The organism is Mycobacterium sp. DL99, from assembly GCF_004762045.1.
Classification (GTDB): Bacteria; Actinomycetota; Actinomycetes; order Mycobacteriales; family Mycobacteriaceae; genus Mycobacterium.
The window spans coordinates 2,192,465-2,217,508 of sequence record NZ_SJOM01000007.1; the positions used below are offsets into that span (position 1 = coordinate 2,192,465).

26 protein-coding genes are annotated in these 25,044 nt (G+C 65.9%); 12 read left to right on the forward strand and 14 right to left on the reverse strand.

Going from position 1 to position 25,044, the window contains the following annotated elements:
* Window positions 1-5: 5 nt before the first annotated feature.
* The 4 genes from EYZ64_RS11005 to EYZ64_RS11020 all read left to right on the forward strand — a co-directional run bounded on the left by EYZ64_RS11005 (window position 6) and on the right by EYZ64_RS11020 (window position 3,051).
* Window positions 6-1,052, forward strand: a complete 1,047-nt coding sequence (locus EYZ64_RS11005) for a phosphotransferase (protein ID WP_135453469.1) — start codon at window positions 6-8, stop codon at window positions 1,050-1,052.
* Window positions 1,049-1,420 carry a nuclear transport factor 2 family protein gene (locus tag EYZ64_RS11010; protein WP_135453470.1) on the forward strand — a complete coding sequence of 124 codons (372 nt, stop codon included), beginning with the start codon at window positions 1,049-1,051 and terminating at the stop codon, window positions 1,418-1,420. The genes EYZ64_RS11005 and EYZ64_RS11010 overlap by 4 nt, the downstream gene beginning before the upstream one ends.
* A complete protein-coding gene (locus EYZ64_RS11015) occupies window positions 1,417-2,466 on the forward strand; it encodes a TIGR03857 family LLM class F420-dependent oxidoreductase (protein WP_135453471.1) in 1,050 nt (349 codons plus the stop codon). Before EYZ64_RS11010 ends, EYZ64_RS11015 begins: the two co-directional genes overlap by 4 nt.
* A gap of 138 nt (window positions 2,467-2,604) precedes the next feature.
* Window positions 2,605-3,051, forward strand: coding sequence for an ester cyclase (locus EYZ64_RS11020; protein WP_135453472.1), 447 nt, complete (start codon window positions 2,605-2,607; stop codon window positions 3,049-3,051).
* A gap of 252 nt (window positions 3,052-3,303) precedes the next feature.
* Here the strand turns inward: EYZ64_RS11020 and EYZ64_RS11025 are convergent, their stop codons facing one another.
* Window positions 3,304-4,800: an acyl-CoA carboxylase subunit beta gene (locus tag EYZ64_RS11025; protein WP_135453473.1), complete on the reverse strand. Its 1,497-nt coding sequence runs from the start codon at window positions 4,798-4,800 to the stop codon at window positions 3,304-3,306.
* A 139-nt stretch (window positions 4,801-4,939) separates the two neighbouring features.
* On the opposite strand from EYZ64_RS11025, the gene EYZ64_RS11030 reads away from it, so the two are divergent.
* Together EYZ64_RS11030 and EYZ64_RS11035 are read left to right on the forward strand one after the other, a co-directional pair.
* Window positions 4,940-5,995: an LLM class F420-dependent oxidoreductase gene (locus EYZ64_RS11030; protein ID WP_135453474.1), complete on the forward strand. Its 1,056-nt coding sequence runs from the start codon at window positions 4,940-4,942 to the stop codon at window positions 5,993-5,995.
* The gene (locus tag EYZ64_RS11035) at window positions 5,992-7,227 is read left to right on the forward strand and encodes a cytochrome P450 (protein ID WP_135453475.1); all 1,236 of its coding nucleotides are present in this window, start codon (window positions 5,992-5,994) and stop codon (window positions 7,225-7,227) included. The genes EYZ64_RS11030 and EYZ64_RS11035 overlap by 4 nt, the downstream gene beginning before the upstream one ends.
* Window positions 7,228-7,238: 11 nt before the next feature.
* Here EYZ64_RS11035 and EYZ64_RS11040 read toward each other — a convergent pair whose 3' ends face one another.
* The 8 genes from EYZ64_RS11040 to EYZ64_RS11075 form a co-directional block, all read right to left on the reverse strand.
* The gene (locus tag EYZ64_RS11040; protein ID WP_286174766.1) at window positions 7,239-7,601 is read right to left on the reverse strand and encodes a VOC family protein; all 363 of its coding nucleotides are present in this window, start codon (window positions 7,599-7,601) and stop codon (window positions 7,239-7,241) included.
* Between the two features lie 87 nt (window positions 7,602-7,688).
* Entirely contained in the window at window positions 7,689-8,975 is a 1,287-nt protein-coding gene (locus EYZ64_RS11045; RefSeq protein ID WP_135453476.1) for an amidohydrolase family protein, read from the reverse strand.
* 91 nt (window positions 8,976-9,066) lie between these two features.
* The gene (locus EYZ64_RS11050) at window positions 9,067-9,204 is read right to left on the reverse strand and encodes a YbdD/YjiX family protein (RefSeq protein WP_502702952.1); all 138 of its coding nucleotides are present in this window, start codon (window positions 9,202-9,204) and stop codon (window positions 9,067-9,069) included.
* A complete protein-coding gene (locus EYZ64_RS11055; RefSeq protein WP_135453478.1) occupies window positions 9,204-11,510 on the reverse strand; it encodes a carbon starvation CstA family protein in 2,307 nt (768 codons plus the stop codon). Before EYZ64_RS11055 ends, EYZ64_RS11050 begins: the two co-directional genes overlap by 1 nt.
* A 191-nt stretch (window positions 11,511-11,701) precedes the next feature.
* Window positions 11,702-12,109, reverse strand: coding sequence for a hypothetical protein (locus EYZ64_RS11060; RefSeq protein ID WP_135453479.1), 408 nt, complete (start codon window positions 12,107-12,109; stop codon window positions 11,702-11,704).
* Between the two features lie 4 nt (window positions 12,110-12,113).
* The gene (locus EYZ64_RS11065; RefSeq protein ID WP_210115496.1) at window positions 12,114-12,416 is read right to left on the reverse strand and encodes a hypothetical protein; all 303 of its coding nucleotides are present in this window, start codon (window positions 12,414-12,416) and stop codon (window positions 12,114-12,116) included.
* Between the two features lie 16 nt (window positions 12,417-12,432).
* A complete protein-coding gene (locus EYZ64_RS11070; RefSeq protein WP_167857782.1) occupies window positions 12,433-13,962 on the reverse strand; it encodes an ATP-dependent DNA ligase in 1,530 nt (509 codons plus the stop codon).
* A gap of 21 nt (window positions 13,963-13,983) precedes the next feature.
* Window positions 13,984-14,364 (reverse strand): GatB/YqeY domain-containing protein, encoded by a 381-nt coding sequence (locus EYZ64_RS11075; RefSeq protein WP_135453480.1) that lies wholly within the window; start codon window positions 14,362-14,364, stop codon window positions 13,984-13,986.
* Window positions 14,365-14,601: 237 nt separating this feature from the next.
* Between EYZ64_RS11075 and EYZ64_RS11080 the strand changes: the two genes are divergently transcribed.
* Entirely contained in the window at window positions 14,602-15,369 is a 768-nt protein-coding gene (locus EYZ64_RS11080; protein ID WP_090424937.1) for an SDR family NAD(P)-dependent oxidoreductase, read from the forward strand.
* 70 nt (window positions 15,370-15,439) lie between these two features.
* Window positions 15,440-17,176: a ubiquinone-dependent pyruvate dehydrogenase gene (gene poxB, locus EYZ64_RS11085; RefSeq protein ID WP_135453481.1), complete on the forward strand. Its 1,737-nt coding sequence runs from the start codon at window positions 15,440-15,442 to the stop codon at window positions 17,174-17,176.
* Window positions 17,177-17,180: 4 nt separating this feature from the next.
* Here the strand turns inward: poxB and EYZ64_RS11090 are convergent, their stop codons facing one another.
* Window positions 17,181-17,855 (reverse strand): winged helix-turn-helix transcriptional regulator, encoded by a 675-nt coding sequence (locus tag EYZ64_RS11090; protein WP_135453482.1) that lies wholly within the window; start codon window positions 17,853-17,855, stop codon window positions 17,181-17,183.
* A 172-nt stretch (window positions 17,856-18,027) separates the two neighbouring features.
* On the opposite strand from EYZ64_RS11090, the gene EYZ64_RS11095 reads away from it, so the two are divergent.
* Window positions 18,028-18,843 carry a class I SAM-dependent methyltransferase gene (locus EYZ64_RS11095; RefSeq protein WP_135453483.1) on the forward strand — a complete coding sequence of 272 codons (816 nt, stop codon included), beginning with the start codon at window positions 18,028-18,030 and terminating at the stop codon, window positions 18,841-18,843.
* Window positions 18,844-18,891: 48 nt separating this feature from the next.
* Entirely contained in the window at window positions 18,892-19,956 is a 1,065-nt protein-coding gene (locus EYZ64_RS11100; protein ID WP_135453484.1) for a phosphotransferase family protein, read from the forward strand.
* Between the two features lie 37 nt (window positions 19,957-19,993).
* Here EYZ64_RS11100 and EYZ64_RS11105 read toward each other — a convergent pair whose 3' ends face one another.
* Entirely contained in the window at window positions 19,994-20,755 is a 762-nt protein-coding gene (locus EYZ64_RS11105; RefSeq protein ID WP_135453485.1) for a sulfite exporter TauE/SafE family protein, read from the reverse strand.
* Between the two features lie 190 nt (window positions 20,756-20,945).
* On the opposite strand from EYZ64_RS11105, the gene EYZ64_RS11110 reads away from it, so the two are divergent.
* On the forward strand, window positions 20,946-21,434 hold the full coding sequence (locus EYZ64_RS11110; RefSeq protein ID WP_135453486.1) for a 2-isopropylmalate synthase: 489 nt from the start codon (window positions 20,946-20,948) through the stop codon (window positions 21,432-21,434).
* Window positions 21,435-21,438: 4 nt separating this feature from the next.
* Here EYZ64_RS11110 and EYZ64_RS11115 read toward each other — a convergent pair whose 3' ends face one another.
* The 3 genes from EYZ64_RS11115 to EYZ64_RS11125 form a co-directional block, all read right to left on the reverse strand.
* Window positions 21,439-22,104, reverse strand: a complete 666-nt coding sequence (locus tag EYZ64_RS11115) for a nitroreductase (RefSeq protein WP_167858098.1) — start codon at window positions 22,102-22,104, stop codon at window positions 21,439-21,441.
* 93 nt (window positions 22,105-22,197) lie between these two features.
* Window positions 22,198-22,677, reverse strand: a complete 480-nt coding sequence (locus EYZ64_RS11120; RefSeq protein ID WP_135453488.1) for a MarR family winged helix-turn-helix transcriptional regulator — start codon at window positions 22,675-22,677, stop codon at window positions 22,198-22,200.
* A gap of 94 nt (window positions 22,678-22,771) precedes the next feature.
* On the reverse strand, window positions 22,772-24,253 hold the full coding sequence (locus EYZ64_RS11125; protein WP_135453489.1) for a cytochrome P450: 1,482 nt from the start codon (window positions 24,251-24,253) through the stop codon (window positions 22,772-22,774).
* A gap of 128 nt (window positions 24,254-24,381) precedes the next feature.
* Between EYZ64_RS11125 and EYZ64_RS11130 the strand changes: the two genes are divergently transcribed.
* The gene (locus EYZ64_RS11130; protein WP_135453490.1) at window positions 24,382-25,035 is read left to right on the forward strand and encodes a TetR/AcrR family transcriptional regulator; all 654 of its coding nucleotides are present in this window, start codon (window positions 24,382-24,384) and stop codon (window positions 25,033-25,035) included.
* The last annotated feature ends 9 nt before the right edge of the window (window positions 25,036-25,044 follow it).

Sequence of the window (25,044 nt, forward strand, 5' to 3'; positions counted from 1 at the left end):
CAACGATGACATCAGTCGCAGTGCCTTTCTCTGGGCCGGTACCCACCGGCATCGATGAGGTCACCGCGCCCTGGTTGACCGAGGCGCTGGGCGCACAGGTGACGGCGGTTCGAGCGGAGCGGATCGCTTTGGACACCGGTTTCTCCGCAGCGCTGTACCGGATCCATCTGAGCGGATCCGATGATGTGCCAGAGACTTTGATCGTCAAACTGCCCGCGGACTCACTGGCGCGTGGCGGGATGGAGATGCTCGGCGGCTACCAGCGCGAGCTGTACTTCTACCGGCATGTCGCGTCGGAATCTCCTATTGCCACGCCGCGCTGCCATGTCGCCCGGATGTCCGGTCCCGACTTCGTGCTCGTCCTCGAAGATCTGCGGGACTGGGAGAACGCCGACCACCTGGCCGGGCTGTCGCTCCCGCGCGCCCGGCTCGGTATCGAACAGTTGGCCGGGCTGCACACATGGTCGACAGGTATCGATGATGCTGTACTGCAGGAATTCCCGAGCATCGACAGCTCGTTGACGCGCGACCTGTTCCTGCCGGCATTTGCGGCCGGGTGGCAGCTCTACCGAGACCGCACCGACCGGACGGTTTCGCCGGCGGTGGCGCATTTCGCTGAGCGGTTCGCCGATCTCGCACCCGCCGCGCTGTCTGCGCTCTCGGACCGGAACATGTTGCTGCACGGAGATATTCGAGCTGACAACATGTTCTTTCGCGACGATGCGCTGAAGGTGGTCGACTTCCAGCTGACGGTCCGCGGTGCGGGTGCGGCCGATATCGCGTATCTCATCAGCCAGGGCCTGCCCACCGAGGTCCGCCGCGGCCACGACGCGGAGTTGCTGCGCGAGTATGTCAGCCAGGTCGAGGGGTATTCGTTCGATGAGGCCTGGCGGCACTATCGCTTTGCGACCGCCCTGCTGATGTACATGCCGGTGGTGGCGCTGCTCACCTGGGACGTCGCACCGGAGCGGTCCCGGCAGCTGTGTCTGACGCTCATCGACCGCGCCGTCGCGGCCATCGAGGACATCGACGCCTTGGAGGAGTTTTCATGAGGACGGCGCGTGAAGTCGTGGAGCAGTACAACTGGGTGGTCTGGAACGAGAAGGACTTCGCCCTCGCCGATGAACTGTTGGGGGACACAGTCACCCGTCACGATGTGGGCGAGGTCAACGTGCTCACCCATGAAGAGGCGGTGAACCGGGTGATCGACCACTGGGCGATGTTCGAGACGATCCGGTTCGACCTGAACCTGATCGTCGCCGGTGACGACGCTGAGCACGTCGCGATCGTGTACGAATCCCCGATGACGTTCCCGGACGGCAACGCCATGACCGTCAGCAGCATGGAGATCTTCCGCGTGGTCGACGGTCGCATCACCGAGGTGTGGAACTGTGGTTACAAACAAGGAGTTTGGGCATGAGCGAAGTGGTTCTCGACGAACTTGGCTACTACCTGTTGGCCGGCGCCGGCGGTGAAGGCCCGGCCACGCTGATGGACGAGGCGCGCCGCGGCGAGGAACTCGGCTTCGGTACCGCGTTCATCTCAGAGCGGTGGAACGTCAAGGAAGCATCCTCGCTCGTCGGCGCCGCCTGCGCGGTGACCGAACGCATGCAGATCGCGACGGCGGCAACCAATCACAACACCCGCCACCCGCTGATCACCGGGTCATGGGCCACCACGATGCACCGGCTGTCACGCGGCCGATTTACCTTGGGCATCGGTCGCGGCGTTGCGGCCATGTACAACGCATTCGGGGTACCCGCGGTGACCACCGCGCAGATGGAGGACTTCGCGCAGGTCATGCGCAGACTGTGGCACGGCGAGGTGGTCTTCAACCACGACGGCCCGATCGGCAAGTACCAGGTGCTGTTTCTCGACCCGGACTTCAACGAGGACATCCGCCTGGCGATCGTGGCCTTCGGACCGAAGACGCTGGCGTTGGGCGGGCGGGAGTTCGATGACGTCATCCTGCACACCTACTTCACCCCCGAGACGCTGCAACGCGCGGTGAAGACGGTCAAGGAAGCCGCCGAGCAGGCCGGCCGCGACCCCGCCAGCGTGCGGGTCTGGTCGTGCTTTGCCACCGTGGGCGACCACCTGCCCGAGGAACTGCGGCTCAAGAAGACCGTGGCTCGGCTCGCCACCTACCTGCAGGGCTATGGCGACCTGCTGGTGGGCACGAACAACTGGGATCCGGCTGTGCTGCAACGCTTCCGGGAAGACGCTGTCGTCACGTCGATTCCGGGCGGTATCGACCACAAGGCGAGTGCCGAGCAGATCGAACACATCGCGACCCTGATCCCCGACGAGTGGCTGGAACCGTCGGCCACCGGATCGGCACGCCAATGTGTGGACCGCATCCGCAAGGAGTTCGACTACGGCGCCGACGCGGTGATCATGCACGGTGCCACCCCCGACGAGCTCGAGCCGATCGTCGCCGAGTACCGGGCGACCAAGGTGTCATAACGCTACTGCTCCCGCGGCAGCGTCCGGCTTTTGAAAAATTCTGCGCGGCGATCTCACGTTTCGTCGTTCCCGTCCGTCTACGTGGGCAGGTACCTGATTCGGGGACCTCTCGGAATCTGATGGAAGGACGGATGAGCAATGTCGATTGAGGAGAATAAAGCGGTCGTCGGTCGTTGGTTCACTGAGTTCTGGGGTCGGGACTTCAACCCGGAGGTCATCGACGAACTCGCTGCGCCGGACATCCGATTCGAGTACTCGATGCATGCACCGTGCCGCGGGCGCGATGAGGTCCGCGCATTTGCGACCAAGTTCCGCGCCGCCTTCCCTGATTTGGCGTTCGGCGGTACCGCTGATCTGATCGCCGAAGGCGACTATGTGGTGGGACAGTGGATCGGCGGCGGCGCCCAAACTGGTGACGCGTTCGATGACATCCCGGTGGGGTCCTTGCCGGCGGGAACCGGCAAGGCGATGCGGTTTTCCGGGACCAGTGTTCTGAAGGTCGTCGACGGCCTGATTGTCGAAGAGATCGGTCTTGATGACGGTGTGACCGCCCTCAAACAGCTGGGTCTGATCCCGCAGGCCTAGCGAGGCGGTCGTATCCGACGCCTGATACCCGAATGCTCAACGGATCACGGCCACAAGCAATCTGGTCAGGCGTTCGAGCGAGGTGGGCTGCTGGGTGCGACACCCAGCAGCCCACCTCAATCGCCGCATCGCGACTCGCCGCCATCCCCGAGGTTCAGTACCGCTCACCTGACATCGACCGCGCCCAGCAGGAGCTGGAATCACTCGACGATCAGGTGCTGGCGTCCTGAGACGCCGCGGCGCGGTGGAGGGCTAGGGCGTGATCACGGTGCGCGACACTGGTTCGGCGACCGCCTGGCGGCTGAAGATGCCGTGCTGCAGCGTCGTCAGCAGGGCGTTGCGGGTTTCTTCGGGGGAGATCAGCTCGTCGAAACCGAGGTGACCCGCCGACCGGAAGGACGCCTCCAGCTCCATCCGCTTGAGCACCTCGGTGTAGTCCTCGCCGGCGTGGGTGGCGGCGCTGAGTGCGGCCGCGCCCATCGCGCCCATCGTGGCTCCGGGATAGGCGAATGTCGCCACCTGATCGTCAAACCCCAGTAGCGACATCACCATTGACCCGAACCCGAAGGCCTTGCGCAACGTCACGTGCAATTTGAGAGTGGTGGCGGCGGTCTGGGCGGCGAACATGCGTGCCCCACTGCGCAGCACGCCGCTGCGTTCGGATTGGCTGCCCGGCAGCATTCCGGGATTGTCGGCAAGGAAAACTATCGGCAGATGGAACGAGTCGGCCACGGTGATGAAATGCGCTGCCTTGTCGGCGGCGTCGGCATCGATCGAACCGGCCATCACCTGTGGCTGGTTGGCCACCACCGCGACCGGATAGCCGCCCAGATGAGCTAGCGCACAGATGATCGCGCGACCGAACTTGGGTTGCACCTCGAACCAGTCGGGCCGGTCGAAGATCTCGTCGATCACCGCGCGGATGTCGTAGATCTGGCGGTTGTCGCGGGACACGATGTCGAGAATTTCCGGGGTGAGTCTCGGGTCTGCGGTGTCGTCGGCAAGCCGGGTCGGCGGATACGACCATGCGCTGGACGGGAAGTAGGAGAGGTAGCGCCGGATGTCGTCGATGACCGTCTCGTCGTCCTCGGCGTAGTTGTGAATGACGCCGCTGGCCAATGCCACGTTCGGGCCGCCCAGATCCTCCTTCGAAATATCCTCTCCGGTCGACTCTTTCACCACCGGCGGGCCGGCAGTGAAGATCGCTCCCTGACGGCTCATGATGCTGAAGTCGCACACCGGGGCCACCAGGGCACCGTGGCCGGCAGACGGGCCGAGGATCGCCGATACCGTGGGCACCTTTCCCGAACATCTCGCCTGGGCGATCAGATCGGTCGGCGTGCGCCCGTAGTGCTCACCGCTGGGGCGAAAACCTGCGCCCTCCAACAGCATCACGAGCGGAATCTTGTTGCGAAGCGCCAACTCGGCGAGCCGGTACCGCTTGGCGTTGCCGCCCGGGCCGATACTGCCGGCCAGGGTGGTGAAATCCTCGGCGCCCACCATCACCGGTGTGCCGTCGATACGGCCCGCCCCCGCGACGAGGCCATCGGCGGCGATGTCGCCGCCGACCAGCGTCCCGAACTCCTGAAAGGTGCCGGGATCCAGCAGGCGCGCGATCCGCGCACGGGCGTCGAGCTTGCCCTTGGCGTGGTGCTTGGTCAACCGATCGGGACCGCCCATGCCATGGGTGTGTTCACGCCGACGAGCAAGGTCCTCGAGAGTTTCCTTCCACTCCGGGTCGTTCGTCATGCCGCCGTCCTTTTGTCGAGCGTTCGCGCTTGGGTGCACAAGCCTACCGCCGTTGACCATACTGAATTGCTTACTGTAGCGTCGATCAGGTGGTCGCTTTGCACATGGTGAAACACGCTGGCAAAGGAATGCGTCGCCGATGAGTGACCCCGTTCCGCGCGTTGTCAAAGTCGACCGAGGCGTCCCCAGCCGGTTGGCCGATGTCCCGGACATCGCCCGTGAGCTCGAGGCGAGCGGTTACGACGGGTGCTGGACGGGCGAGATCAACCACGACCCGTTCCTGCCCTTGGCGATCGCGGCCGAACACACCGAGCGGATCCAGATCGGCACCAGCATCGCGGTGGCCTTCGCGCGCAATCCGATGAGCATGGCCCAGTTGGGTTGGGATCTGCAGACCTATTCGGGAGGACGTTTCATTCTCGGATTGGGCACCCAGATCCAGCCGCACATCGAGAGGCGGTTCAGCATGCCGTGGAGTCATCCGGCCCGCCGCATGCGAGAGTACATCGAAGCGCTGCATGCGATTTGGGGCTGCTGGCGCGATGGCACCAAGCTGCGGTTCGAGGGGGAGTTCTACACCCACAAGATCATGACTCCGATGTTCACCCCGGAGCCGTCGACGCTGCCGTTTCCGAAGGTGTTCCTGGCCGCGGTGGGTGAACTGATGACCGAGGTGTGCGGTGAGGTGGCCGACGGGCTGCTGGCCCATGCGTTCACCACCCGGCGATATCTGGACGAGGTGACCACGGTCGCGCTGCAGCGGGGCATGGACCGCAGCGGGCGCGACCGTGACGACTTCGAATTGTCCTGCCCGGTCTTCCTGGTCACCGGTGCCGACGAACAGGAGATGGCCGCGGCGTCGGTCGCAACCCGCAAACAGCTCGCGTTCTACGGCTCGACACCGGCCTACCGCAAAGTCCTGGAGCTGCACGGCTGGGGCGATCTGCATACCGACCTGCACCGGCTGTCGCTCGCCGGGGAGTGGGACGCGATGGGCGAGCTCATCGACGACGAAGTGCTCGGCACCTTCGCCGTGGTCGCCCCGATCCCAGAGCTTGCCGTGGCATTGCGGCGCCGTTGTGACGGCGTCATCGACCGCGTGCTTCCAGGCTTTCCCGCCGCTGTATCCCCGGAAACCGTGAACGCGGTGTTGCAGGAGTTTCGCGAATGCCCGCCAGTGAGGAGCAACGTATGACCGTCCGCACGATCGACGATGTCGCCAAGATGTTCGCCAACCCGTCGGCCTATACCGACGAGGCGACAATCCATGCGGACCTGGCCCACCTGCGGGCCAACGCCCCGGTTTCCTGGGTCGAGGTGCCCGAGTATGCCCCGTTCTGGGCGATCACCAAGCACGCAGACATCATGGAGATCGAGCGTGCCAACGACATCTTCACCAACTCTCCCCGCCCGGTACTGGTCACCCGCGAGGGTGACGAGCAGCAGGCCGCCATCGGAATCCGGACGCTGATCCACACGGACGACCCTCTGCACCGCGACCTGCGGGCCATCGGTGCCAACTGGTTTCGGCCAAAGGCCATGCGCGCGTTGAAGGATCGCGCCGATGAACTGGCCAAGCAGTTCGTCGACAGAATGGTCGATGAGGGGCCGGAATGCGATTTCGTGCAGCAGGTCGCCGTGAACTATCCGCTGTACATGATCATGACGCTGCTCGGTGTGCCCGAGTCCGACTTTGCGTTCATGCTCAAGCTCACCCAGGAGCTGTTCGGCAGCGACGACGACGAGTTCAAGCGCGGCACCAGCATGGAAGAGCAGGGCATGGCGCTGCTCGAGATGTTTCAGTACTTCACCGAACTGACTGCCTCGCGTCGGGCGAATCCGACCGACGACTTGGCTTCGACGATCGCCAACGCCACCCTGGATGGGGAGCCGCTGTCCGATATCGACACGGTTTCCTATTACGCGATCATCGCCGCGGCCGGCCATGACACCAGCAGTGCCAGCATTTCTGGCGGCATGCACGCGCTGCTGCAGAATCCCGACCAACTGGCCCGGCTGCAGAATGACATGAGTCTGATGCCGCTGGCGGTCGAGGAGATGGTCCGGTGGTCGACACCGGTCAAGGAGTTCATGCGTACCGCGCAACAGGACTACGAGATTCGCGGTGTACGCGTTGCGAAGGGCGAGTCGGTGCTGCTGTCCTATGTCTCGGGTAACCGCGACGAGGATGTCTTCGTCGATCCGTTCCGCTTCGACGTCGGTCGAGATCCCAACAGACACATCTCGTTCGGCTACGGTGTGCATTTCTGCCTCGGTGCCGCACTGGCCCGGATGGAGATCAACAGCTTCTTCTCCGAGCTGCTACCGCGGTTGCGCTCCGCAGAGCTCACCGGCGCACCGCAGCACATGGCCACTACGTTCGTCGGCGGGCTCAAGCACCTGCCCGTGCGCTACTCGCTGCGGTAGGGCGCCGAGCATCACTCGGCTCTGCGATGGGCGATCTGAAAGAGATTGCCCTGTGGGTCGGCCACCATGGCACGCCGGTCGCCGTACGGGGTGTCGCGCGGCGTTTCGATGCTCGTCGCGCCGGCGGTGAGGGCCCGCTGATAGGCGCGGTCGGCGTCGTCGACGTAGATGTAGAGGAAGGCGGGGAACAGCCCGCGCTCGCCGACCGAGGTGACCATGACCAGTGAATCGCCGATGCGCATCTCGGCAGGGCGATCAGGATGGACGTCGCCGGTGGCACCGAAGACTGTCCGCAGGAAATTCACCGCTACCGCGACATCGCCGACAACCATGCGGGGCGTGACCGTGTGGTACCCCGGGGGTGGATCGAGCATGCGATGCACCTTCCCTCCTGACCCTCGTGGGAACCACTTGGCGGGTCAGTAGGAAAGGTACGCCTCGCGGGTCGGACCCGGTGTCGACTAGCTCGACCCCGAGTTCCCCCGCGCCGCGGCGTGCAGCGCGTCACCGCGGGTGCCCTGCTCGTGGTGGCTCAGCGCCTGGATCGAAACATCATGACCCTCAGCGGCTTTGCGCAGCGCGCCAACCGTCGCCTGATCGCGCGAGATGTGCGTGAACGGGTCGAACGAGTACCAGCGCATGGCGTTCTCGTGAGTCATCTTGTTGATCTCGTCATCGGGCACGTTGTTCTCGGTCAACACGTCCCACAGCTCCTCGGGGGCGCCCGGCCACATCGAGTCGCTGTGCGGGTAGTCGGCCTCCCAGCTGATGTTGTCGACGCCGATCCTGTCGCGCAACGCGACGCCGACCGGATCGGAGATGAAGCAGGTCAGGAAGTGCTCACGGAACACCTCGCTGGGCAGCTTGCCGCCGAAATTCTGGTGCGTCCAGGTCGAGTGCATCTCATAGGTGCGGTCGACGCGCTCCAGGAAGTACGGAATCCAGCCCGTCCCGCCCTCGGACAGCCCGATCTTGAGATCCGGGTAATCCTTGATGGGCTTGGACCACAACAGATCCGCGGCGGCCTGCACGATGTTCATCGGCTGCAGGGTGATCATCACGTCCAGCGGCGCGTCCGGGGCGGTGATGGCCAGCTTGCCCGACGATCCGATGTGCACATTGAGCACGGTGTCGGTGTCGCACAACGCCTTCCACAGCGGGGTCCAGTAGTCGTCGTGGAAACTTGGGTAACCCATCGCGGCGGGGTTTTCGGTGAACGTCAGCGCGTGCACACCCTTCTTCGACACCCGGCGGACCTCGGCGGCGCACGCCTCGGCGTCCCAGATCACCGGAAGTGCCATCGGGATGAACCGGGCCGGGTAGGCGCCACACCATTCGTCGATGTGCCAGTCGTTGTAGGCCTGGACCAGGGCCAGGGAGAACTCGGGATCCTCGGTGGCGAACAGGCGGCCGGCGAAACCGGGGAAGGACGGGAAGCAGATCGAGCCGAGGATGCCGCCGGCGTTCATGTCCTTGACCCGCTCGTCGACGTTGTAGCAGCCCTTGCGGATCTCGTCGAGGCCCTGTGGCTCCAGGCCGTACTCCTCCTTGGGCCGGCCGGCGACCGCATTCAACGCGACGTTGGGGATGACGATGTCGCGGAACTGCCAGGTGTCGCTGCCGTCGGGATTGTGCACCAGACGCGGCGCCTCATCGGCGTATTTCTTCGGCAGGTGGTTCTTGAACATGTCAGGCGGTTCGACGATGTGATCGTCCACGCTGATCAGGATCATGTCGTCTTTGTTCACGAACGCGCTCCATTCACGACGGCCTTACCGTATGGACGACAGTTTAGCCGGGCGTGACGGCTTCAGGCCAGGCCATCAGCAGATTCGCGGTTCAGCAGCAGCGCGCCCCTGGATTGGCCTCCGTGTTGCGGTGCCGCATTTTCCAATAATCCCGCTCGGACAGCACCGGGTCACCCGGATGGGTGCGCTCCCGATGGGCGAGGTAGCGCCGATAGTGGTTGTCGCCCATCAATGTTGACCAGTACCACCCGATGTGGCGTGCGGCCTGGCGTGTGCTCCGGGCAAGGCGTCCCACTGCTTCTGCACCTCCTTCTCGACCGAAGTGGCGATCAGACCTGATGGGGCGAAGATGCGCGAGGGCACCTCCTCATCCACGGCCAGCGGTCGCCCGGTTCCACGTAGCGCCTGCAGCGCCATCACGACGCCCGCGATGAACACGATCAGCACCAGCACCGCGAAGACCACCGACAAGGTGCCCTGGATGAAGGTGTTGCGGATGACCGCGTCGATCTGATCGGGGTTCTTCGCCGCACCGAATGTCGACTTGCCGGCCTCCTGGGCGGCGACGTACTGCGAATGCTGCTTCCAGTAACCGACTTTCGGGTCGGCGGAGAAGATCTTCTGCCACGATGCCGTCATCGTCACCGTCAGATCCCACAGCAGCGGAATACCCGGAATCCAGGCCCATTTCACCAGCCCGCGCTTGATCACCACCACCGTGACCACCGTCAATGCGATCGCGGCCAGCAGCTGATTGGCGATGCCGAACAGCGGGAACAAGGTGTTGATGCCGCCCAGCGGGTCGGTGACGCCCATCAGCAGGATCGAACCCCACGCGGCGACCACGATGACGCTGCAGGCCCAGGCGCCGGCCCGCCAGCTGGGATTGCGCAGCTTCTTCAGCGGCCCACCGAGATTGCCGAGGCCGTCCGACAACATGAATCGCGCGACCCGGGTGCCGGCGTCGACCGTGGTGAGGATGAACAACGCCTCGAACATGATCGCGAAGTGGTACCAGAACGCTTTGAGGCTCTCGCCGCCGAACACCTGGTGCAGCACCTCGGACATGCCGAAGGCCAGGGTGGGTGCACCGCCCGTCCGCGACACGATCGAGTGCTCGCCCACGCCCTCGGCGGCTGCGGTGATCTCCTGTGCAGTGATCGGCTGACCGGACAGGCCAAGGCCGTTGACGTAGTCGGCCGCGGTCTGTGCCGTCGTACCGGTAGCGGCTGTTGGTGCGTTGATCGCGAAGTAGAGGTGCTGGTTGAGGATCGCCGCGGTGATCAGCGCCATGATCGCGACGAAGGACTCGGTGAGCATGCCGCCGTAGCCGATCAGCCGCATCTGGCTTTCCTTCTCCAGCAGCTTGGGCGTGGTGCCCGAGGAGATCAGCGCGTGAAAGCCCGATAGAGCACCGCAGGCGATGGTGATGAACAGGAACGGGAACAACGAGCCGGCGAACACCGGGCCGGTGCCGCTGGTGGCGAACTGCGAGATCGCGGGTGCCTGCATCACCGGCCGGGCGATCAGGATGCCGACGGCAAGCAGTGCGATGGTGCCGACTTTCATGAATGTCGACAGATAGTCACGCGGGGCAAGTAGGAACCACACCGGCAGCACCGAGGCGGCCAGGCCGTAGATGATGATGCACCACGACAGGGTGACCTTGGAGAGGGTGAACCAATCGGCGCCCCAGGATGTTTCGGCCACCCAACCGCCGGCGATCACCGCGAGCAGCAGCAGTACGACACCGATCAGGGAGACCTCCGACACTCGGCCGGGGCGGAAGAACCGCAGGTACAGGCCCATGAAGATGGCGATCGGGATCGTCATCGCGATCGAGAAGACACCCCAGGGGCTTTCGGCCAGCGCGTTGACCACCACCAGCGCCAGCACCGCAAGCAGGATCACCATGATGACCAGCACGCCGACGATCGCCGCGACACCGCCGACCAGGCCGAGCTCGTCGCGCGCCATCTGGCCCAGCGACCGGCCGCGGCGGCGCACCGAGATGGACAGCACCAGGTAGTCCTGGACACAGCCGGCCACCACGGCGCCGATGATGATCCAGATCGTGCCGGGCAGATAGCCCATCTGCATGGCCAGCACCGGGCCGACCAGCGGGCCGGCACCCGCGATCGCGGCGAAGTGATGACCGAACAGCACCCGCCGATCCGTCGGCATGTAGTCCGTGCCGTTGTCGAAAAGTTCGGCCGGAGTGGCATTGTCGTCGCGAGGCCGGACGATCTTCATCTCGATCAACCGGGCGTAGAACCGGAAGCCGATGACGTAGGTGCAGATCGCGGCGATCACGAACCAGACCGCATTGACGGTTTCACCGCGGAAGAAGGCGATGACCGCCCAGGCCACTGCGCCCAGCACCGCGACTGTCGCGAAGATCGCCTTGTGTTTGGCGGTGATCGGAGAGCGGTCGATGATCGCCACCGGCGGAAGATCTTTGTCGGTGCGGATATAGGTGACGTCGCCGTCGTGCTCCTCGATGCGGTCCGCCGGTGGGGCGTCCGGTGTTGCCACGGTCTCTCCTCGCTCACCCAGTGTCATACGCGTCGTCTGTGATCTTTTCATCGCGCCAAACCGCGCGGCATCGAATCCCGGTTTCCGAACCGTAACCGGGAAATCGTCGGCAGGTCAGGTGAGGAATGCGCGCACGGTGTCGATCGTGCTCGGTCTGCCGCGTCAGCATCACGCGGTCAAGCCCCGCGAAGTCAGTTGGCTGCGATGTCAGCCGCAAACTCGCCCGCGACGTTGATCGGCCGGCGATGCCACCACCAGCCGTCCTTGTTCTCGATGCGGTAGAACCTGCCAATTGCGAGGCCTCCGTCGTCCACCGTTGCGGCGCGGAAGCGGGCGTCGAGCGCCTCCAGCTCCCCAACGCGTGCGCCGCGGACGCGGTCGGTCAGCATCGGCCACACGAGGGCAAGCCAGTCCCGGCAAGCCATGTCGTTGGTGTACTCATACGCCATCTGGTCGTAGCCCCGCTCGACTTCTGCGACGAGTGAAGCCCATGCAGCGAACATCTCATTCACCGTGAATGCCTTGCGCCATCCGCGAGCGTGGAGTTCGCGGGATGCCCGATCGATGGACTCGTAGTCCTCGGCGGTGAATTCGCCCATCGGACTACTCGCCGTCGCGCCAGGAAACGAGCGCCTCTGCCAGTTTGCGATCTGCGCCGAAATCAGGGTTCAGGCCGAAGTGGTCGACCCGTTCGCGTGCGATCCAGCCGTGCAGGAACACGGCGTCGGCTCCGCTCCGAATGTGGCCGAGAAGCGGACCGATCATGCAGTCGTACTCGTCTTGGCATTCGACGGCGTCCGCAACGCCGATGGCGTCCCACTCCATGAGCAGAGCACGTACTCCTGCCATCTGCTTCTCGGGCTCCCGATTGTCCACGTCGCCATTCTCGGCGACGCTGCCTCGCATGGGAGACCGATTGTGGTCACGGGCTGGCGAGATACGACCGCACCGTGTCGATCGTGTCGATCTGATCCGGGGTTTTGTCGTCCCGGTAACGCAGCACCCTGGCGAAGCGCAGCGCGACGCCACCGGGGTAGCGGCTCGACCGCTGGACCCCGTCGAAGGCGATCTCGACGACCTGCTCCGGCCGGACGGTGACCACCCAGCCGTCGTCATCGACCTGCAGTTCCCGGAAGCGCTCGGTCTGCCAGGCCAGCATCGCGTCGGTCATGCCTTTGAAGGTCTTGCCCAGCATCAAGAATCCGCCGGTGTCGGGATCGCGCGCGCCGAGGTGGATGTTGGACAGCTTGCCGGTGCGCCGCCCCGACCCCTGCTCGACGGCCAGCACCACCAGATCCAGGGTGTGCACGGGTTTGACCTTGAGCCAGCCGGCGCCGCGGCGGCCGGCCTCATACGGTGCCGTCGGTGACGTCGCCATGACGCCCTCATGGCCGGCGGCCAGGGTGCGGTGCAGGAACTCCTGCGCGACCGCGGTGTCCGACGTAGCCACGCGATCGACGCGGCGGTCCTGCGGAACCAGCGCGTCGAGGGAGGCCAGTCGCTGGTCGGTGGGCAGATCGAGCAGATCCCGGCCGTCGACGTGCAGCAGGTCGAAGAAGAACACCGACAGCGGTTCGAGGTCGTTCGGGGTCTTGCGGCCGAACCTGGCTGCGGTGACCTGAAAGGGGTGCGGGCGATTGTCTGGCCGCAGTGCGATGGCCTCGGCATCGGCGATCAGATCGGTGGCCGGCAATGCCAGCGTCGCCTCGACCACCTCGGGCAGCCGGTGGGTGACGTCGTCGAGGCTGCGCGTGAACACCGACACCTGTGATCCCCTGCGGTGGATCTGTACCCGGGCGCCGTCGAGCTTGGCCTCCAGAATCGCTGTGCCGCCGAGGCGTTCGAGCGCATCGGTGACACCGGTCGCGGTCTGCGCGAGCATCGGCCCCACCGGGCGCCCGACCTGTAACTGAAACCCGGCCAGCGCGTCGCGGCCACCGGTCAGCGCTGCGGCGGCCACGGCGGGCAGATCGCCGGCGAGCATCGACGCGCGCCGGACCTCGGCTGCCGGTATGCCGGAGGCCCGGGCCACGGCGTCGGCCATCACCCCGGCCAGGGCGCCCTGACGCAGCTCGCCACCGAGGAGGCGGCGCAGGAAGGTCTGCTCGGTGTCCGTGGCTGTGGCGAAAAGGTCCCGCACCAATTCGGCGCGCAGGGCCTGCGAGCCCTTCCCGGAGACCGCGCCGATCCGGGTGAACCGCTCGTCGACCCCGTCCACTGTCAGCTCCGGGTCCTCTGCCGGTGCCGGCAGTGAACGCAACGCCGCCCACCCGACGCCGATCTGGCGTTGGGGGAGCTCTCCGGACAGCCAGGACACTGTGACCGCCACCGTGCGGGCGTCGCCCTCGGCGGCGACCACCGACAGCAGGGCGGCGATGCGGTCGATCTTGGCCACCCGCGCCGACGTCCCCGCGATGTCGGCGGATGCGGCGGTGACGTCGGCGAGCAACACGCACTCAGCGTGCCACGGGGCTCAGACAACCTCCGGGGTTTGGCTGAGCATCTGCGCCAGAACAGTGGCCTCCGATTGCAGATCCGCCGCCCGCTCGTGATGCCCGTTCGCGATGTATTGGTCTGCCGCCGTGAGTCGTTCATCGACCTCTGTCTGAATGAGGCCGCGAATCTCGGCGTCACTGAGCGCCCGGCGGGCGACCTCGGTCGAGCCCACCCCGGACACCGCACCCGCGATCGGTCCGCCGATGCGGGTATCGGTCTGGTCGGCGTGCGGCGTCTCCGCGTTGTCGATGGCGCTCAACGCCGATCGGATCGCGGTGACGCTGGTGGCGTCGCGGGACTTGCGCGCCGACAGCAGGGATTCGCGGAGTCGGTCGCGCCAGTGCTGGGCAGGTGTCATGGCAGGCGAACTTAACGGGGTCGTGGGGCGGCGTCGAGGGTTTTTCGCACGCTCGTCGACGGTGAGGGAGCGCGGAATGCCGGCGACATGCGGCGTGTCAGGGAACAGGCATGGACGGTCGCGGTGCAGGGGAACCGGAAGAGGAAGAACAAAAAAGGGGGAACCCGAAAGGCTTACCGGAAGGGTTGATGGGATAGGTTGCTTTACGATTTCGGTCATTTTTGGAAAGGAAGCTAGATGGAGATCGAAGGCAAGAAGGCGATCGTCGTCGGCGGCGCGTCGGGCTTCGGCCGGGCCACCGCTGAGGCATTGGCCAAGCGTGGCGCCAGCGTGGCTGTGCTGGACCGGCCCCAGTCCAAGGGACAGGAAGTGGCCGACGCGATCGGCGGCTCGTTCTTCCCCGTCGACGTCACCGACTTCGACGGCACCGAAAAGGTGCTGGAAGAAGCCGTCGCGGCGCTAGGTGGCCTGCACATCATCGTGACCACCGCAGGTGGCGGCATCGGTGAGCGCACCATCAAGAAGGACGGTCCACACAGCCTGGACTCGTTCCGCTCCACCATCGACCTCAACCTGATCGGCACGTTCAACATCAGCCGGCTGGCGGCCTGGCACATGAGCAAGAACGAGCCGGTCGATGCCGAGGCCGAGGAGCGCGGCGTCATCATCAACACCGCCTCGATCGCGGCGTTCGAGGGTCAGATCGGTCAGGTTGCCTACACCGCGTCCAAGGCGGCCATCGCCGGGATGTGCCTGACCATGGCGCGCGACCTGGGCAGCCTGGGGATCCGGGTGCTGGCCATCGCGCCGAGCCTGTTCGCCACCGGACTGACCGAAGGCATCCCCGACGAGTTCGCCGCGGTGCTGACCAAGGACGCCGCGTTCCCCAAGCGGTTGGGCAAGCCCGAGGAGTACGCCAAGCTCGCGGTCGCGATCGCCGAGAACCCGATGCTCAACGGCCAGTGCCTGCGTCTGGACGCCGGCCAGCGCTTCGCCCCCAAGTAGAGTGAATCCGGCGTGATCGAGGGCGCCCAGCGTCACCGATCACGCCGGAATCGCATACCGGGGAGGCGTCATGGCGACGATTGCAGACCAGGTCATCTCCACCCTGACGTTGAGCGGGGTACGACGGGTCTACGGTCTTCCCGGCGACAGCCTCAACGGCTTCACCGACGCCATCCGGCGCAGCGGCGAGATCACCTGGGAGCACGTCCGGCACGAGGAGACCGCCGCGTTCGCCGCGGCCGCTGACGCCGCACTGACCGGGCAACTGGCCGTGTGTGCGGGTAGTTGCGGGCCGGGCAACCTGCACTTGATCAACGGACTGTTCGACGCGCAGCGCAGCCGCGTCCCGGTGCTGGCGATCGCCGCCCACATTCCGCGCACCGAGATCGGGTCGGAGTACTTCCAGGAAACCCATCCCCAGGACCTGTTTCGCGAATGCAGCGTCTACTGCGAACTCGTCAGCACTCCCGAGATGGCGCCGCGCATCCTGGAGATGGCGATGCGAGCGGCCGTCGAGGAGAACGGCGTCGCCGTCGTCGTCATCCCCGGTGAGATCTTCCTGCAGCGTGCGGGGGAGACCGGTTGGACGGCACGCTCGGTGCGGCCCACCCGATCGATCGTGCGCCCGGACGACGAGTCGGTGCGCCGGGCCGCCGACATCCTCAACAGCGCCGAGCGCGTCACGATCCTGGGCGGCGCGGGCGTGGCCGGTGCGCACGACGCCCTGATCGAACTGGCGTCAGCCCTGCAGGCCCCGATCGTTCATGCGTTGCGCGGCAAGGAATTCATCGAGTACGACAACCCTTTCGACGTCGGCATGACCGGACTGCTCGGGTTCGCCTCGGGCTACAAGGCCATCAAGGAGGCCGACACCCTGCTGATGCTGGGCACTGACTTCCCGTATCAGCAGTTCTATCCCGAGGGCGCCACCGTCATCCAGGTCGACATCCGCGGCCGCAATCTGGGCCGCCGCACCCCGATCGACCTCGGCCTGCGCGGCAGCGTCGCCGACACCCTGGCCGCACTCCAGCCGCTGCTGCGGCCCAAGACCAACCGGGAGCACCTCGACCAGTCGTTACGCCACTACCGCAAGACGCGCTCCACCCTCGATTCGCTCGCCGTCAACGATCGCGACAAGACCCCGATCCGGCCGGAATATGTTGCTGCGCTTGCCAACCGGCTCGCTTCCGACGATGCGGTGTTCACCTGCGACGTGGGGTCCCCGGTGGTGTGGGCGGCCCGCTACCTGACCATGAACGGTCGGCGCAGGCTGGTCGGGTCGTTCAACCACGGCAGCATGGCCAACGCGCTGCCGCACGCGATCGGAGCGCAGACGGCGTTCCCGGGCCGGCAGGTGGTCGCACTGGCCGGTGACGGCGGTCTGACGATGCTCTTCGGTGAGTTGGTGACGCTGATCCAGAACCGGTTGCCGGTCAAGCTGATCGTCTTCAACAACTCGTCGTTGAATTTCGTCGAGCTCGAGATGAAGGCCGCGGGCATCGTCACGTTCGGCACCGACCTGGTCAATCCTGACTTCGCCGCAGTCGCTCAGTCCATGGGTGTGTTCGGCCGGCGGGTCACCGAACCGGCAGACCTCGAGCGCGCCATTGCCGATGCCTTCGCGCACGACGGCCCCGCCGTCATCGACGTGCTCACCGCCCGCCAGGAACTGTCGATACCGCCGGCGATCACGGTCGAGCAGGCCAAGGGGTTCTCGCTCTACGCGATCCGCACGATCCTCGCGGGGCGTGCCGACGAACTCCTGGACCTTGTCACCACCAACGTCGCCCGCCGGATCCTGGACTGACCGCTCAGGCCGGCCGCGGAATCGCAGCCGCAGTGCTCTGGCCCAGCCATTTCGGGATAGCCCGGCGGACGTCAGCGGAACCTGACAAGGCGACACTGCCATCGAGCACGGCACGCGCCCACCCGGCGTCACCGCGCCAGATCTCGATCAGCGTGCGCAGGTGGGTCTGTACGGTGCCGGCCACCTCGTAGCCGGGATCGAAATCGCAGACGTCGGCCTGCCCGTCGCTGACCGTCAGCCACCACCTCGACGACTTGGGCGCGACACCGTCGAGGACGAACGCGATCGTGGTGCGCGAGCGCGGCCAGTCCCCGATGGGGATGGTGCGGCGCATGTCCCACATCAGCAGGTGCGGATCGAGATCCTGCTCGCCGAGCTCACCGATCCACCGCACGCCCCACGACCCGAGTGCATCGACCACGCCGGCGAGTTCCTGGCCACATGGAGTGAGGGAATAGTTTGTGCGCCCGTCTATTTCGGAGCGTTCGATCACCCCGGCGCGGGTCAGCGATTTCAGCCGCTTGGACAACAGTGCCGGGGACATCTTCGGCACACCGCGGCGCAGATCGTTGAAGTGGGCGCTGCCCCGCAGTAGTTCCCGGACCACCAACAAGGTCCAGCGTTCGTCGAGCAACTCCATGGCCTTGGCCACGGGACAGAACTGGCCATATGTCGACATCGGCGGTCTTCCTCCCCGGGAGAGTGCGCAGTGCCTTAAGTACACCGCTGTCGTGGCCCGGAAGCCAGTACAGATCCAGAACCTGGCCCACTACAGATCTGGTACTGGAATGGCCGCACCTCGCGGGATGACGATGGAACCGACCGGAGAAATGGACGATGGGAGCCCGGCCATGAACGTCACGACCGCCGACAGTGAGCTTGAGGCCAAACACCGGGCGCTGTGGGCGCTCGGAGACTACGCGGCGATCGCCGCGAACATCGTGCGCCCGCTGGGCCCCGTGCTGGTCGCAGCCAGCGGCGTCGGGCCCGGTGACCACGTGTTGGACGTGGCTGCCGGCACCGGCAACGCCGCCATCCCCGCTGCCGCGACCGGTGCGCGGGTGACCGCCAGCGACCTGTGCCCGGAACTGGTCGAACAGGGACGTCAACTCGGAGCGGAAGCCGGAGTGGCGATCGACTGGGGAGAGGCCAACGCCGAGGCATTGCCCTACGGCGACCACTCCTTCGACATTGTGTTGTCCTGCATCGGGGTGATGTTCGCCCCGCACCACCAGCGGGCCGCTGACGAACTCCTGCGCGTGACCCGTCCGGGTGGGCGGATCGGTCTCATCGCCTGGACGCCTGAAGGTTTCATCGGGCAGCTGTTCGCCACCATGAAGCCGTACGTGCCGGCGCCGCCACCGGGGGTGTCCCCGCCGCCGCGGTGGGGAGACGAGGACTATGTGCGCACCCTGTTGGGGGACCGGGTCGGCGAGTTGACCTGTGAGCGGCGGCAACTGGAGGTCACCGCGTTCACCGACGGCACCGCGTTCCGCGACCACTTCAAGGCCAACTACGGCCCGACCATCTCGGCCTACCGGGCCATCGCCGCAGACACCGATCGGGTCGCGGCACTGGACGCCGAGATCGCCGCGCTCGGCGACCGGTTCCTCACCGATTCCACGATGCCGTGGGAATACCTGCTGACAGTGGCAGACGTACGCTGATCGGCCGAACCACCCTGGGCGACCGGGGGCAGCTGGCACCATGACTGCATGCCCGACGATGTTCAGGAATTGCCGTCACTCAGTGCCACCGATCAGGACGCCATTCAGCGGTGGTTGCAGGATCAGCGGATCGGAACGACCCTGACCGACGTGGCACCGCTGACCGGCGGGACCCAGAACATCGTGGTGGGCATGAGCGTCGACGGTCGTCGAATGGTGTTGCGGCGGCCGCCTTTACACCCCCGTCCGACCAGTGACAAGACCATGCTGCGGGAGATCGCGGTGCTGCGCACGCTGGCCGGTTCAGCCGTGCCGCATCCAGGATTCATCGCCGCCTGCACCGACCTCGACGTCATCGGCGTCGTGTTCTACCTGATGGAGGAGGTCGACGGATTCAACCCCGGTACCGAGGTGAGTCCGGCGTATGAGGCCGATGCCGACCTGCGTTACCGCGTCGGATTGTCGTATGCCGGCAGCCTCGCCGAACTGGGCAACGTCGCCTGGGAGAACAGCGAACTCGCCGCGATCCGCCGGCCGGGATCCTTTCTGGCCCGGCAGGTTCCGCAATTCCTGGGGCTCCTCGACAGCTACCGGCATGAGCAGTATTCACCCGAATCGTTGACGGGCGTGGGGGAGTTGGCGCAGTGGCTGGAGGACAACCGCCCACCGGACGCCGAACCCGGCATCATGCACGGCGACGCACACCTCAACAACGTCCTGTTGCGCCGGGACACCCCCGAGCTGGCCGCGTTCATCGATTGGGAGATGTGCACGATCGGCGATCCACTGCTCGACCTCGGGTGGATGCTGGTGTGCTGGCCCGACGATCCCAATCCGATCAACGCGGGGTCGGCGCTGGCCGCCCTCGGCGGTCTGGCCCACCGCAGTGAACTCATAGCGTCCTACCGCGCCGCCGGGGGTCGCCAGACCGACCGGCTGGATTGGTATGTGGCGCTGGCCTGTTTCAAACTCGGCATCGTCATCGAGGGCACCTGGTCGCGGTACCTGGCCGGGCGGGCCAGCCGCGACGCCGGCGAGCAACTTCACGCCTCGGCGGAGAACCTCCTCGCTCTGGGGACTCGGGTCGCCAAGGGGGACAACCCGTTCGAGTAGTCCCGAGTAATCCGCGCGGGGGGAGCCGCGGGGGAAATCAGTACGTGTCGAGCGCGAGCTTGACGGCAAGGGCCACACCCGCCGCGCCGATCAGGAATCGCAGCGGAGCAGCGGGTGCGTGCCGCACGATCACCGGGCCCAGGCGTGAGCCGATCAGGCACCCGGCGCCCAACGGGATGACGGCCGGCCAGTACACCGGGGCAACCACGATGAACGCCACCGCGGCAACCGAATTGGCTACACCGAGGATCACGTTCTTGGCGGCGTTGGCATGCGCGAGCGTCGCGCCGCCGGTCCGCAGCAGCAGCGCCAGCAGCAGCACCCCGGCCGCGGCACCGAAGTAGCCGCCATAGATGGTGATCAGGAAGATCGCCCCGGCCTCCATGGCCACCTTGATCCGATGCTCACGGTGATCGGCCACCCGCGACTCCCGCTGGCGGCCACGCGGCAGCAGAATCGCCACCGATGCGAACGCCAACAGGAAGGGGACGACCTTCTCGAAGCCCTCGGCCGGTGTGCACAGCAGTAGGGCCGCGCCGAGTGCCCCACCGGCCACCGCGACCGGGATGATCCGTTTGATCCACGCCCCCTGCCCGGCGAGCTCGGGCCGCGACCCCAGCACCGAACCGACGCCGTTGAACACCAACGCCACGGTGTTGGTCACGTTGGCGGTGACCGGAGGCAAGCCGATGAGCAGCAGTGCGGGATAGGTGGCCACCGAGGCCAGTCCGGCGATACTGCCGGTGAGTCCGCCGCCGATACCGGCCAGGACGAGCAGGACGACCTCACCGACGCTCATGCCGTCCCCACTCCGCCGACACTACGTACTCAAGGTGTTTGCGTGACCGGCCGGGCTGCGTCTAGCATCGCCAACGTGCCAAGGCGACTTGTAGTAGCAACCCGCAGCGGGGTCTGATCAGACCGACCCCTCGCTGTGGGTCGTTCGCTACTTCCGTCGGTCACTTCCTCTAACCAGAGAAGACCGGCACATGCACACCTCTCCTGAAACGACTCCGCAGTCGTCGTTCGCGGCCCATTTCGCCGACCCGCTGCCGCGTGGCCTGCGCGAAGCCGGCCGGACCGCCTCCTGGGACCAGTTCCTGGACGAATACGCGGCCGGCCCGGGAGTGTTGAAACTGGGCCAGTGGACCTGCACCGATACGGAGCGTTCAGCCAGCAGGCTGGGGCCGCAGGCTCGCCACTACCAGGCCACGTTGGCCCTGGGCGACACCATCAGTACCTTGACCGCGGCCGCGAGCGGGCCCATCGCCGCACTCACCGAGATGCTCTACGCGCGGGGGATCACGGTCGAGACCATGTCGTTTCACCAGCTGCCCACCGGCGGTCGGACCGCGACTTTCATCGAAGGCTGCGACGGCCTGCACAGCGAGTGGGCCATGGGGCTCGCCGATGATCCGGAGCAGTCGGCGCTGTACGCCGTGATCGCCTGTGCCAACCGGCTGATGACCGCGGCGTGAGCGGCTACCCGTCGACGAATGTGACGGTTTCGCTCAACGGCGCGCGGCCGGTGCGGATGTAGCTGACAGCCGGGTCTTCGCAGCCGATCGACATGCCACAGAACAAGGTGAGTTCGGGCGGCGGTGACAGCACGTCGGCGACCGTGCTGCGGACCTGGGACCACGCCATCTGAGGGCAACTGTGCAGGCCTTCGGCGCGCAGCAGCAGCATCACGGTCTGCAGGTACATCCCGGCGTCGGCCCACTGGGCCGGGCCCAGGTTGCGGTCGATGTAGCAGAACAGCGCCGCGGGTGCGCCGAAACAGTCCCAGTTGGCGATCGCGGCGCGTTGGCGGGCTTCCCAGTCGTCGCGGCCGATGCCGAGGGCGCTGTAACGCTCCTTGCCGAAGGTGGCACGGCGGTCGCGGTACGGCGACTTCATGTCGGCCGGGTACATCTCGTACTCCCGCTCGTCCCACGGCATGCCGGTCGCGACGCGTTCGGTGGCCCGCTTCTTGAGTTCGGCCAGCGGCGCTCCGGTGACCACATAGATGGTCCACGGCTGGATGTTCGAGCCGGACGGCGACCATGCGGCGGCCGTGAGCACGCGCTGCAGCACTTCTGTCGAGACGGGTTGATCAGTGAATCCGCGCACCGCCCGTCGGCTGGTGACCGCGTCATAGACGTCCATCATCGGGTGCCTCCCGGGACTACTATTGTCACGTTTGCGACTATCTTATTCAAGACAATCGCAGGCGAGATTATTCCCGGGTCGAGCAGGGCCTCAAGACTCCGGCTGGGGGCTGAACCGGGTGAGGATCTCCTTCAAGTGATCGGCCTCGCCGGGGCGCAACGTCGACACCAGTCGCTCGGCAAGTGGCCGCGCGGCAGCGTGCGCTTCATCGAAAAGTTCGAGGCCCTTGGGGGTGATCTCAACTGCCCGCACCCGACGGTCACCGGGAACCGGCTTACGCACCGCGAGGCCTTTGTGTTCCAGGTCGTCGATGACGCGCATGATGGCGGACTTGTCGGAGCCCGTTGCCTCCACCAGGTCCCGTTGTTCGGTCGGGCCGTGATTGACGAGCTCGAGGAGGATCGCGAAATGGCGCAACTCGATTCCGAGCGGATGAAGCGCCTCCGACATGACCTCTGCCGCATGCCAATGGGCGCGCCTCAGCAGCAATCCGAGAGCGAACGGCGAAGCGTCGCCGGGGCGGTCGGTGGCCCGAGGGGTGGAGGCCTCCCTGGGGGCGTCGGCGGTCATGTCGCGACGGTAGACGCCAAAGACGACGAATGGCCGGTTATCGCACGGTGATTCGTACTCCGTGCAATAACCGGCCAATCGGTCATCGAATGCCTCAGTGCAGCGGGCGCAGCACGATCGGCATACCGTCGATCGGTACCGGCATGCCCCCGTAGTCGTAGTGCGGCCGGTAATCCGGGCTGGCGAGTTCCAGCTTGTAACGCCGCAGCAGCCGGTGCATCACGGTCTTGATCTCCAACTGGCCGAACACCATGCCGATGCACTTGTGCGCGCCACCGCCGAACGGGGCGAACGCGTAGCGGTGCCGCTTGTGCTCGCTGCGCGGCTCAGCGAAGCGGTCCGGGTCGAACTTGTCCGGGTCGGTCCATAGCTCGGGCAACCGGTGGTTGATCGACGGCCAGGTCACCACGCTCGTCCCGGCCGGGATGAAGTAGCCCAGCAGTTCGGTGTCGCGCACTGCCTCGCGGAAGTTGAACGGCAGCGGCGTCATCATCCGCAGTGACTCGTTGATCACCAGGTCGTAGGTTTCCAGCTTCTCCAGTGACTCGAAGTCCAGCGGTCCGTCGCCGATACGCGCGGAGTCGTCGCGCAGGCGTTCCTGCCATTCCGGATTGGCCGCCAGGTGATAGGCCATCGTCGTCATCGTCGAGGTGGACGTGTCGTGCGCGGCCATCATCACGAAGATCATGTGGCTGATGATCTGGTCGTCGGTGAAGGTCTGTCCGTCCTCGTCGGCGGAGTGACACAGCACGCTGAACATGTCGGTGCTCTCCGACCGCCGCTTCTCGCCGATGCGGCTGGCGAAGTACTCCTCGAGGGTTTTGCGCGCCTGGATCCCGCGCCACCACTTCAGCGGCGGCACTGCCGTCCGAACGATTGCATTGCCGGCCCGGGTGGTGGTGGTGAACGCGTTGTTCACCGTGGTGACCAGGGCGCGGTCGGTGCCGGCGGCAACGCCCATGAACACCTCGGAGGCGATATCGAGCGTGAGCTCTTTGATTGCCGGGTGGAATAGGAACCGCGGGTCGTTGGCCACCCAGTCATCGGCCAGCACGGTCGAGGCCACCGAGTCGATGTGGGGGATGTAGCCGCTCAGTCTCGTGCGGGTGAACGCCTCCTGCATGATCCGGCGGTGGAACATGTGCTCGTCGAAGTCGAGCAGCATCAGGCCGCCCTCGAAGAAGGGACCGATCACCGGATCCCAGGCCCGCTGCGAGAAGTCCTTGTTGCGGTTGGAGAAGACCGCCTGGGTGGCGTCGGGACCCAGCGCCATCACCGATGACAGCGCGGGGGACTGGGCGTAGTAGAGCGGTCCGTACTTGCGGTACTGCTCCAGGACGAAGTCGGGACCCCCGCGGAAGATCTCGATCATGTGGCCGATGATCGGCAAACCGGAGTCACCGAGGATCGGCTTGAGGCCACTGCCGGCCGGCGGTTCTGCGAACACGAACTGGTCCCAGTCCTTGGCCTTCAGCCTCTTCTCCAGCGCGCCCATGCCCGGCAATGTGTTGGGCGTCGGGGTGAACCGGCGCTTGGCCTGATCGAGCAGGTAATGCGGGGTGCTGATGGTTGCCATGGGCCGCTCCTGATCATTTGAAGCCTGACGAAGTGTGGTCGATGTCACCACTTGAGGCCATCCTGGCTGCCAGACTTGACGCATGTCAAGTTTTGAACTGGCGCGTCGCGGTGCAAAGGTCTAGTGCCATGACCGCCGAATCGATACCGGGGAGCGGTAGTGGCTCCACCGGGCGTCCGCAGGCCCGTCGCAGCCGGGGCGACCGGCAACGCGAGGCCATCGTGGCGGCCGTGCGGGACCTGCTCGAGGAACAGTCGTTCGCCGATTTGTCGGTGAGCACCATCAGCGAACGCGCCGGGGTGGCCCGATCGGGCTTCTACTTCTACTTCGATTCGAAGTACGCGGTGCTGGCCGTGATCGTGTCCGACGCGATGGAACAACTCGCCGCGTTGACGCACAACTACGCGCCCCGGGATACCGGTGAAACACCTGCCGCTTTCGCCAAGCGGATGGTAGGCAGTGCGGCAACCGTGTTCGCCACCAACGACCCGATCATGTCTGCCTGCACCGTCGCTCAGAACACCGACGCCCAGATCCGGGAGTTGATGAACGACTACGAGGACGCCGTGATCGGTCAGATCGTCGGCCTCGTCGAACAGGATGCGGGTGCCCGCCCGATCTCGGACGACCTCCCGGCGCTGGTACGCACCCTGGTGGCGACGACGGCGATGACGCTGTCGCACGACTCGGCCTTTGTCGGGCGGGGCGCCGACCCGGCCCGCGCGGTCGACGTGGTCGAGCGACTGTGGCTCAACGCACTGTGGGGTGGCCAAGCGGGTTAGCGTCACAGG

Excerpts from the sequence above, each read along its gene's own strand:
- EYZ64_RS11100 (WP_135453484.1), top strand. The coding sequence starts at position 18,892 with ATGCCCGACGATGTTCAGGAATTGCCGTCACTCAGTGCCACCGATCAG.
- EYZ64_RS11015 (WP_135453471.1), top strand. The coding sequence starts at position 1,417 with ATGAGCGAAGTGGTTCTCGACGAACTTGGCTACTACCTGTTGGCCGGC.
- EYZ64_RS11130 (WP_135453490.1), top strand. The coding sequence starts at position 24,382 with ATGACCGCCGAATCGATACCGGGGAGCGGTAGTGGCTCCACCGGGCGT.
- EYZ64_RS11075 (WP_135453480.1), bottom strand. The coding sequence starts at position 14,364 with ATGACACCTGCCCAGCACTGGCGCGACCGACTCCGCGAATCCCTGCTG.
- EYZ64_RS11060 (WP_135453479.1), bottom strand. The coding sequence starts at position 12,109 with ATGGGCGAATTCACCGCCGAGGACTACGAGTCCATCGATCGGGCATCC.
- EYZ64_RS11125 (WP_135453489.1), bottom strand. The coding sequence starts at position 24,253 with ATGGCAACCATCAGCACCCCGCATTACCTGCTCGATCAGGCCAAGCGC.
- poxB (WP_135453481.1), top strand. The coding sequence starts at position 15,440 with ATGGCGACGATTGCAGACCAGGTCATCTCCACCCTGACGTTGAGCGGG.
- EYZ64_RS11050 (WP_502702952.1), bottom strand. The coding sequence starts at position 9,204 with ATGGGCGACAACCACTATCGGCGCTACCTCGCCCATCGGGAGCGCACC.
- EYZ64_RS11040 (WP_286174766.1), bottom strand. The coding sequence starts at position 7,601 with ATGCTCGATCCACCCCCGGGGTACCACACGGTCACGCCCCGCATGGTT.
- EYZ64_RS11025 (WP_135453473.1), bottom strand. The coding sequence starts at position 4,800 with ATGACGAACGACCCGGAGTGGAAGGAAACTCTCGAGGACCTTGCTCGT.
- EYZ64_RS11005 (WP_135453469.1), top strand. The coding sequence starts at position 6 with ATGACATCAGTCGCAGTGCCTTTCTCTGGGCCGGTACCCACCGGCATC.
- EYZ64_RS11110 (WP_135453486.1), top strand. The coding sequence starts at position 20,946 with ATGCACACCTCTCCTGAAACGACTCCGCAGTCGTCGTTCGCGGCCCAT.
- EYZ64_RS11115 (WP_167858098.1), bottom strand. The coding sequence starts at position 22,104 with ATGGACGTCTATGACGCGGTCACCAGCCGACGGGCGGTGCGCGGATTC.
- EYZ64_RS11080 (WP_090424937.1), top strand. The coding sequence starts at position 14,602 with ATGGAGATCGAAGGCAAGAAGGCGATCGTCGTCGGCGGCGCGTCGGGC.
- EYZ64_RS11010 (WP_135453470.1), top strand. The coding sequence starts at position 1,049 with ATGAGGACGGCGCGTGAAGTCGTGGAGCAGTACAACTGGGTGGTCTGG.
- EYZ64_RS11105 (WP_135453485.1), bottom strand. The coding sequence starts at position 20,755 with ATGAGCGTCGGTGAGGTCGTCCTGCTCGTCCTGGCCGGTATCGGCGGC.
- EYZ64_RS11120 (WP_135453488.1), bottom strand. The coding sequence starts at position 22,677 with ATGACCGCCGACGCCCCCAGGGAGGCCTCCACCCCTCGGGCCACCGAC.
- EYZ64_RS11035 (WP_135453475.1), top strand. The coding sequence starts at position 5,992 with ATGACCGTCCGCACGATCGACGATGTCGCCAAGATGTTCGCCAACCCG.
- EYZ64_RS11020 (WP_135453472.1), top strand. The coding sequence starts at position 2,605 with ATGTCGATTGAGGAGAATAAAGCGGTCGTCGGTCGTTGGTTCACTGAG.
- EYZ64_RS11065 (WP_210115496.1), bottom strand. The coding sequence starts at position 12,416 with ATGCGAGGCAGCGTCGCCGAGAATGGCGACGTGGACAATCGGGAGCCC.
- EYZ64_RS11030 (WP_135453474.1), top strand. The coding sequence starts at position 4,940 with ATGAGTGACCCCGTTCCGCGCGTTGTCAAAGTCGACCGAGGCGTCCCC.
- EYZ64_RS11095 (WP_135453483.1), top strand. The coding sequence starts at position 18,028 with ATGAACGTCACGACCGCCGACAGTGAGCTTGAGGCCAAACACCGGGCG.
- EYZ64_RS11090 (WP_135453482.1), bottom strand. The coding sequence starts at position 17,855 with ATGTCGACATATGGCCAGTTCTGTCCCGTGGCCAAGGCCATGGAGTTG.